Source organism: Kitasatospora sp. NPDC023176, assembly GCF_055560495.1.
Genome location: NZ_JBVHIP010000008.1, coordinates 134,699 through 142,813, shown reverse-complemented (window position 1 = coordinate 142,813; position 8,115 = coordinate 134,699). Strand labels below are relative to the sequence as shown.

Sequence of the window (8,115 nt, the reverse complement as noted above, 5' to 3'; positions counted from 1 at the left end):
CCTTCCGGACGGGGAGGGAGCGACGCGGGCACCGGGGCGGGCGGGGACGGGCCCTCGGCGCCGCGGGGGGGGCGGCGGGGGCGGCGGGGCGGCCGTGCGGGATGCGCCGGGGGTACGGAGGCGATGGCTGTGACGGCGGCGCGGGTGGGACGGCGGTGCGGGGGGTGGAGCGGGCGTGGAGCGGTCAGGCGGGCCCGGTGCGGCGCGCGGTGCGCCCGGACACCTGCACCAGGTCGATCACCCCGGTGGCCGGGTCCCGGTGGAACCACCCGCCGGGCTCGGGGCGGCCGGTGTCGGGCGCGATCAGGTCGTAGCGGAGGTCGGCGTGGCAGCGCAGCGGGAGCGGCAGGTCGCCGTCCACGGAGAGGGTGAGCCCTCCGTCGCGCGCCACCTCCACCCGGTAGCGGATCCCGCCGTTGCGGTAGTCGCCCGCGCACTCCGGCAGGGCCACCTGGGCGCCCGAGGCCGGCGGGGCGATCGCGGCCGGCACCGCCATGCCGGTCACGTCGGCCAGCTCGTCCGCGAGTTCGCGCCAGAGCGCGGTGGCGGCGCCCGCGTTGCCCGTGAAGGCGACCACCACCCCGCTGTCCGGTTCGGCCCGCAGGTGGCAGGAGGTGCCCATGGCGTTGCCGTCGTGGCCGCACCACAGCCGTCCGTCCTGCCGGTAGAGCGCCAGGCCCGGCCCCCAGCCGTCCGCCAGCGCGCCCGGCCGGGCGCCGGGCTGCGGGCGGCGCAGCTCGTCGGCGACCTCCGGGGGCAGCGCCTTGGCCCGGCCGGTCACCGCCGCGCCGAGCGCGGCCAGGTCGGTGGCGCTCACCAGCAGCGCCCCGGCCGGCGCCTCCAGCGGCGCCAGGTTCTGCGCCACCGGGCGGACCCGCCCGGTGGCGGTGTTGAGCGCGTGCCCGGCGGCGATCGGGCGGGTTGGCGTACCGGCCCCCAGGAAGGCGGGCACGGTGTCGAGCGGCTCCAGCAGCATCGCCGCCACCGCCTCCTGCCAGGGCATCCCGGTCACCGTCTCGACCAGGCGCCCGGCGGCGACATAGCCGGCGTTGGAGTAGGAGAAGCCCGTCCCGGGCGGGAACAGCGCGTCCTCGGCGGTGCAGACCGAGGCCAGGTAGCGCGCCGCGGTGGTCCGGGCGGCCGCGTCGGAGTCCGGGCCGGTGGGAAGTCCGCCGGTGTGGCTCAGGAGTTGACGGACCGTCACGTCGCGGAGGTGGCGGAACTCGGGGAGGTGGGCGGCGACCCGGTCGTCCAGGTCGAGGTCCCCGTCGTCGGCGAGGAGTACCACCAGGGCCGCGGTGTAGGGCTTGGTGAGCGAACCGACCGGTACGGCGGTGTCCTCGGTGAAGGGGGCGCCGGTGGCGGCGTCGGCCACGCCGGTGTGCAGGGCGACGACCTCCGACCCGGTGTCCAGCACCAGCTGGGCACCGGGCACCCGGTGGCGGCGCGCGAGCGTGTCGAGCCGGCGCTGGAGCGCGCGCCGCAGCTGCTGCGGCGCGCGCTCGCGGACCGGCGCGGTGGCGGGGTACGGCATGGGCGGTGGCTCCCGTTGACTGGTTCTCGGGTGCGGGCGCGACGGCGCACCCGCGGATGAATTCCGGATTACTGAGGAACGCCTTACCAGATTTCCGGCCGGCAGCGCTCTCCGGCGCAAAGAGCGGCACGGACGGCGGGAATGACCGGACGCCGTCCCGGCCACGGCCGACCCGACACGAACGGGAATGGAGTCGGCTCCCGGCGCGCCCCGGGGCGACAACGGCGCACGCGAAGCCGTTCCACGCCGCAACGGCGCACCGCGGCCGGACCGCTCGAATACGACCTGATTTCCCGGCTACTCCGGAAAACCCGGGCGGCCGAATGCCCGCCCCCGGCCGGCCGGACCAAGCTGCCACCCCGAACACTCCGGCCTGCGGACCCGTCGGCCCACACCCCGCAGGGTCGCCCCACCCGGCATCGCAATCCCCCCTGCGCGCCTCCCCCGCGACCGCCGCGCGATGCCCGCCGCAACAGCCCTGGGTGACCGCGCAATCCTGGACGGTCCGTACGTTCGAAAGACGAACGCGGAACAGTCTTCACGGCGGATCACCCGCTCGCAACCCCTTCCGATTGAACGGAAAGCAATTCTCACGGGAATCGGACCGGCGAAATCCCTGATGCGGCTTCCGACCACGGGCGTAGCACCTGATGACGCCCGCGAATTGGTTGGCCGAAACCGTCGCAGTCGGATCCCGACGGCCCCGCACCAGATTTTCACGGGCGCGGCAGAGTGACTGGAATGGCGCCGGGGGCGGCTGTGCGGAAATGCGACGGATGGGGCGGGGAGTGAAAAGGGACTGCCAATGGTGCGGGCGTGTTCCAGGGTGCGCCCGGGCGCCTCGGGGGCGCGCTCAACGCGCGGGTGAGCGCCGGTCGTGCGACCGGCGCTCACCCGCCACCACGCACACCGGGCAGGCGCGGGCGGAGCCCACCCGTCCTTCTCCGTGCACTCGGGCACCCAGCGGCGCTCGCCCGCCTACGCCCTGCGGCGGCATCCGGCGAGGAGCGTGGCGACCATGCGCCTGGCGTCGGCCTGGTCGTAGTCGGGGCCGGTGATGCAGAGGTTTCCGATGGCGCGCAGGAGCGTGTAGGCGCTGATGTCGGGGGTGATCTCGTCGGCGGCGACACAGGCGTCGAGCACCGTCGCGCAGGCCGGGATCAGGGTGTCGAGCATGAGGGCGTGGAGGCTCTCCAGTCCTGGGTCACCGGACCCCAGCGCGGCACCGAGGCCGTGCTTGGTCACCAGGAACTCCACGAACGCCTCCGTCCAGCGGGTCAGGGCGGTGAACGGGGTGGCCGATTCCGCCAGGACTTCGGGCGCGAGTGCGGCGCAGGTGTCGACCTGGTGCCGGTAGACGGCGGCGACGAGGTCCGGCCGGGTCGGGAAGTTCCGGTAGATCGTTCCGACGCCGACGCCGGCGCGTTCGGCGATGTCGCGCACGGGGGCCTGGACGCCCTGGTCAACGAAGACCGCCGCCGCGGCCGCCAGCACGCTGCTGCGGGTGCGCTGCGCTTGTGCTCGGCGTACTCCGACCGATTCCGGCACGGGCCCTCCCTTTACTCGCGGAACAATGTTCCGCTAACTTGGCGGAACGACGCTCCGCCAAAGTATGGCAGAGCGATCCCCTCGAGAAAGCGCAGGTTCCCCATGCCTTCCAGCCACCGCGACCGGCGGATCGTCGCAGTCAAGCCCATCAGCGTTCCCGCGCCCGACCGTGGCATCGAGCTGCAGGTGAAGGTCACCGCCCCGCTGGCGGGACAGCACCTGCCCGTCATCGTCTTCTCCCACGGCAACGCGTGGTCCCTGGACGCGTACGAGCCGCTCGTCGACCGGTGGGCCGCGACCGGATTCGTCGTGGTCCAGCCCACCCACCTCGACTCCCGCCGCAACGGCCTCGGACTCGACGACCCGCGCTTCGCCAGCATCTGGCGCGTCCGGATCGCCGACCTCCACGCGGTCCTCGACGGCCTCGACGACATCCTCGCCCAGGCCGGGGACCTGGACACCCGGGTCGACCGGAGGCGCATCGCCGTCGTCGGCCACTCCTGGGGCGCCCAGACCGCCGGTGCGCTCCTCGGCGCGCGCGTGTTCGACGCCGACGGCATTCCCGGAGAGGACTTCTCCCATCCGGCGGTCACCGCCGGTGCGCTCATCACCGCGGCCGGCACCGGTGACACCCTCACCCCCTTCGCCGCCGAGCACCTTCCCTTCATGAGGCCGGACTTCTCCACCATGGCCGCTCCGGCCCTGGTCATCGCGGGCGGCAAGGACCAGTCCCGGCTCACCACCCGCGGACCGGAGTGGTTCACCGACGCCTACCACCTCAGCCCGTCCCCGAAGAGCCTGCTCACCATCGCCGACGGCGAGCACACCCTCGGCGGCCTCGCCGGCGAGCAGGTCGCCGAGACCACCGACGAGGACCCCGCCCGCGTCACCCTCGTCGCCGACGCGATCTCCGCCTACCTCCTCGACGTTCTCCGGGGGGACGACGCCGCGTGGACCGCCCTGCTCGGCAACGCCGCTGCGGCGGGCGGACATCCGTGGAGCGTCTCCTCCAAGTGAACGGGCGTTTTCACCACACGCCCCGGCCCCGATGTCACGTTCCGCCGTCCTGCCCGGTCCACCTGGTACCTGCAGAACGAAGGGAGCGTCATCATCATGAAGGCCGTCATCGTGTGCGTCTCGGTGTCCCACGGCAACACCCGGCGGATCGCCGAGGCCATGGCCCGCCCACTGGCCGCCCGGGTCGTCGAGCCGGAGGAGCTCGACCCGGCCGGCCTGGGCGGCTACGACCTGGTCGGCTTCGGCTCAGGCGTCTTCACCGGCCGGCTCCACCCGCGGCTGCGCGACTTCGTCCGCGCCCTCCCGGCGGCCGAACACCCCACCCGGGCCTTCGTGTTCGCCACCAGCGGCCTCCCGGAGCCCGGCTTCCGCCCCTTCACCGGCCCACTGGCCCGTCTCCTGGAGCCCAAGGGCTTCCACGTGGTCGACACCTTCACCACCCGCGGCCACGACACCTGGCTCCCGTTCCGCCTGGTCGGCGGCATCAGCAAGCACCGTCCCGGCCCCCACGACCTCGCCGCCGCCCGCGCCTTCGCCGAGTCCCTCCACCCGCACCCCGGCACCACCGCCTGACCGGCCGCGGCGGGCCCGCACAGGGGTCGGGCCCGCCGCGGCCGCGCCACCACCCTCCCATCGCCCCGGCCCGCCGTCCCGTCCCGTCCCGAGCCACCGGCCACCCCTCCCGGATCACTCGACCGCCACCGGCACCCGGGCGTCCCGGCCCCGCGTCAGCGCCACCAGCAGCCCCAGCTGCACCACCGCCCCGACGCTCTGGCCGAGCCACACCCCGCTCACCCCCAGCGGTCCCGACAGGGCGACCGCAGCGGCGAGTTGGGCGCCGAGCCCGGCGACGGCCGACAGCACCAGTGGCCGCCCGGCTCCGGTGGCCTGGTGGTAGCCGCCGAGGGCGACCGCCGGGGCGTACGGGAGCAGGTAGAGGGCCGCCAGCTGGAGGAAGCCGGTGGACTGGGCGGTCACGGCCGGGTCGTCGGTGAACAGGGCGGTCAGCGGGCCGGCCGCGCAGGCCGCGAGCAGGGCCGCGACGGCGCCCAGCAGAGCTGCGGAACGGGCGACAGCGCGGTGGAGGGCGTGCAGTGGGGCGTCCGCGCCGGCGCCGCTGAGCCGGGCGGCCTGGAGGGCGGCGGCCTGGCGCAGCGCGTAGAAGGCCATGGTGAGGACGAGCAGCAGCCGGTAGCCGATGCCGTACCCGGCGACCGCCGCGACGCCGAAGCCGGCGACCAGGCCGAGTTGGGCGGTGCCGACGGCCATCCGGGCGGTGAAGTCCAGGCCGAAGGGCGCACCGGCCCGCAGGATCCGGACGGCGGCCGCGCCGACGCCCCCGACCGGACGGCCGGTGCGGGGCCGTCGGCGCAGGGTGACGGCGAGGGCGACCGCCCGGGAGGCGGCCAGGGCGAGGGCCGCGCCCGGGACGCCGAGGGCGGGCAGCGGGCCCGGGCCGAGGATCAGCAGCGGGTCGAGAACGAGCAGCAGGGCGTTGGAGAGCAGGGCGATCCGCATCGGGGTGCGGGTGTCCCCGGCGCCCTTGAAGAGTTCGTCGGCGACGCGTTGGGCGAAGAACAGGGCGAAGGCCGGGAAGGCGACGGTGAGGTAGTCGGCCGCCCGGGCGGCGGCCTCGCCGTCGAGGAAGGCGGCGGCGATCCGGTCCCGCAGCAGGTAGCCGGGGGTGGCGAGGGCGAGGCTGCCGAGGACGCAGAGGCGCCAGGCGGCGCGGGTGGTGCGGGCGGCCTCGTCCCGGTCGCCGGCGCCGAGGGCGCGGGCGAGCCGGACGCTGACGCCGGAGGACACCACCAGGACGAGCCCGAGCAGCAGGTTCTCGAGGGTGCCGGCCAGGGTGACGGCGGCGACGGCCGCGCCGCCGAGGCCGGCCACCCAGAGCGTGCCGATCACCGAGGCGGTCACCCCGGACAGCAGTTCGGCGTAGACCGGCCCGGCCAGTACGGCCAGCCGGAACGACTGTTCACGCATGGCCACCCCCTCTTCTCGTGCCGCCCACTCCGTCGCAGGCGACTGCCTCGAAGAGATATACATCGATTAGATGTACCGCGACAAGAGGTAGCATGACTCCCACGATGGGGCGCATCATGGGGCGCACTCCGACGAAAGGGCTCCGACCGTGTTGACCCTCGCGATCCTCGGCTTCCTGTACGACCAGCCCCTGCACGGCTACGAACTCAAGTCCCGGATCACCGGATTGACCGGCCACGTCCGACCGGTCAGCGACGGCGCGCTCTACCCCGCGATCACCCGGCTGGAGAAGGCCGCGCTGCTGCGCCGCCGCACCGAGCCCGGCACCGGGGCAGCCCCGCGCCAGACCCTGGAACTCACCGGGGAGGGCCGCTCGGAACTGCTGCGGCGGCTGGCCGATCCGGAGCAGGCCGAAATCACCGACCAGATCCGCTTCTTCACCCTCGCCACCTTCCTCCACCAGCTCGCCGACCCGGCCCGACAGGCCGCCGTGCTCCGCCGCCGACTGGCCTTCCTGGAGGCGCCGAGCAACTTCTTCTACGACGGGGACGGCCGGCCGGTCACCGCCGAGCGGGAGCCGAACCCGTTCCGGCGCGGCATGCTGCTGGTCGCCCGGGCCTCCGGCGCCGCCGAGCGGGCCTGGCTGGCCGAGACCATCGCCGATCTGGAGGGCGCGGCGGGCGCCGAGGGCACCGGGAGCCACCAGGACCGGTAGCGCCCGAACGGTCCGCAGCGCGGCCGTCCCGTCCGCACACCCCGTCGAACAACCGGGCGGCGGACCGGACTTGCGCCTTTCGGCACCCGGCCCCACGGAGCCCGGGCCTCGCTATGATGATCCGTCTCACGACCACGGCGCCTTCCGCGGCGTGACCCACCACCGCGCCCCGCCCGCCTTGGAGGCAGCCGTGCCCAGTGAAGAGACCGCCGCCGCGAGCCCCGCCCCGCTGAAGCGGGACGACATCCCCGGCTGGTTCTTCGGCCTGGACCGGGCCGCGTTCTCCCACCTGCTGTCCGCCCAGACGGCGGCCGGGGTCAGCGGGGACATCCTGGAGCTCGGCAGCTACCTCGGCCGCAGCGCCGTACTGCTCGGGGACCACCTCCAGCCGGGCGAGCGGCTGACCGTCTGCGACCTCTTCGACTCCGAGGCGGGCGACGCCGACAACGCCGCCGAGATGGCGATGTCCTACCGCAAGACGCTCACCCGCAGCGCCTTCGAGTCCAACTACCTGGCCTTCCACGACGAGTTGCCGGAGATCGTCCAGGCGCCCACCGCCGTCCTGGCCGACGGCCGGATCCCGGCGGGCAGCTGCCGCTTCGTCCACGTCGACGCCTCGCACCTGTACGAGCACGTCAGCGCGGACATCCGGGTGGCCAGGTCGGCGCTGACGAAGGACGGCCTGGTCTCGCTGGACGACTACCGCTCCGAGCACACCCCGGGCGTCTCGGCCGCCGTCTGGGAGGCGGTGTTCACCGACGGGCTGCGCCCGGTGCTGCTCACCCCGATGAAGTTCTACGGCACCTGGGGCGACGCCGACGCCGCCCGGCGGGTCCTGCTGGAGCGCGACTGGCGGGCCGAAAACTACACCGTCGACGAGGACACCATCGCCGGGCACCAGGTGCTGCGGCTCAACTACCAGGTCAAGACGCCCGCGCAGCTCCAGCGTTCCGCCCCGCGCCGGCTCGCCCTGGACCTGCTGCCGCCGGTCGCCACCCGGGCCACCCGCCGGGTCCTGCGGACGCTGCGCGAGCGCCGCGCCGTCCGCCCCACCCCGAGCGCCTGACCGCTCCCTGGGCCGAGCCCAGCCCCGGCGCCGGCCCGACCGTTCCACAACTGAATCCGGGCATCCGTCCGACCCCGTGAAACGCCGTCGCAGCACCCGCTGCGGCGGCGTTCCGCGTTGCGGCGGGGACCTTCGGTGCGGCGGTGACGACGGGGCATCCGATGCCGTCACCTGCGGTCCGCACCGTTCAGCGGCCCGAAGTGCGGCCGTCATCCGGGCGTGGGATCGGACCCGGAATATTAACTTCAT

The 8,115-nt window shown here is 74.5% G+C and carries 7 protein-coding genes; 4 read left to right on the top strand and 3 right to left on the bottom strand.

The features are described from left to right. Positions 1-184: 184 nt before the first annotated feature. Both ACZ3YL_RS14735 and ACZ3YL_RS14730 read right to left on the bottom strand, forming a co-directional pair. Positions 185-1,534 (bottom strand): serine hydrolase domain-containing protein, encoded by a 1,350-nt coding sequence (locus ACZ3YL_RS14735; RefSeq protein ID WP_465657506.1) that lies wholly within the window; start codon positions 1,532-1,534, stop codon positions 185-187. Positions 1,535-2,512: 978 nt separating this feature from the next. Further along, on the bottom strand, positions 2,513-3,082 hold the full coding sequence (locus ACZ3YL_RS14730; RefSeq protein ID WP_465657505.1) for a TetR/AcrR family transcriptional regulator: 570 nt from the start codon (positions 3,080-3,082) through the stop codon (positions 2,513-2,515). 102 nt (positions 3,083-3,184) lie between these two features. Here ACZ3YL_RS14730 and ACZ3YL_RS14725 point away from each other — a divergent pair, with 102 nt between their 5' ends. Further along, on the top strand, positions 3,185-4,099 hold the full coding sequence (locus tag ACZ3YL_RS14725; RefSeq protein WP_465657503.1) for an alpha/beta hydrolase family protein: 915 nt from the start codon (positions 3,185-3,187) through the stop codon (positions 4,097-4,099). Between the two features lie 96 nt (positions 4,100-4,195). Continuing rightward, complete coding sequence (locus ACZ3YL_RS14720) at positions 4,196-4,672, top strand: flavodoxin family protein (protein ID WP_188302533.1); 477 nt, start codon at positions 4,196-4,198, stop codon at positions 4,670-4,672. Between the two features lie 114 nt (positions 4,673-4,786). Here ACZ3YL_RS14720 and ACZ3YL_RS14715 read toward each other — a convergent pair whose 3' ends face one another. After that, entirely contained in the window at positions 4,787-6,085 is a 1,299-nt protein-coding gene (locus tag ACZ3YL_RS14715) for an MATE family efflux transporter (RefSeq protein WP_188302534.1), read from the bottom strand. A gap of 148 nt (positions 6,086-6,233) precedes the next feature. Between ACZ3YL_RS14715 and ACZ3YL_RS14710 the strand changes: the two genes are divergently transcribed. Further along, on the top strand, positions 6,234-6,800 hold the full coding sequence (locus ACZ3YL_RS14710; RefSeq protein ID WP_465657500.1) for a PadR family transcriptional regulator: 567 nt from the start codon (positions 6,234-6,236) through the stop codon (positions 6,798-6,800). A gap of 190 nt (positions 6,801-6,990) precedes the next feature. Further along, a complete protein-coding gene (locus ACZ3YL_RS14705; RefSeq protein ID WP_188302536.1) occupies positions 6,991-7,866 on the top strand; it encodes a class I SAM-dependent methyltransferase in 876 nt (291 codons plus the stop codon). Positions 7,867-8,115 lie beyond the last annotated feature (249 nt).

What these genes read in the sequence shown, in the direction of transcription:
- ACZ3YL_RS14720 (WP_188302533.1), top strand. Translation starts at nt 4,196, where the DNA reads ATGAAGGCCGTCATCGTGTGCGTCTCGGTGTCCCACGGCAACACCCGG.
- ACZ3YL_RS14725 (WP_465657503.1), top strand. Translation starts at nt 3,185, where the DNA reads ATGCCTTCCAGCCACCGCGACCGGCGGATCGTCGCAGTCAAGCCCATC.
- ACZ3YL_RS14735 (WP_465657506.1), bottom strand. Translation starts at nt 1,534, where the DNA reads ATGCCGTACCCCGCCACCGCGCCGGTCCGCGAGCGCGCGCCGCAGCAG.
- ACZ3YL_RS14715 (WP_188302534.1), bottom strand. Translation starts at nt 6,085, where the DNA reads ATGCGTGAACAGTCGTTCCGGCTGGCCGTACTGGCCGGGCCGGTCTAC.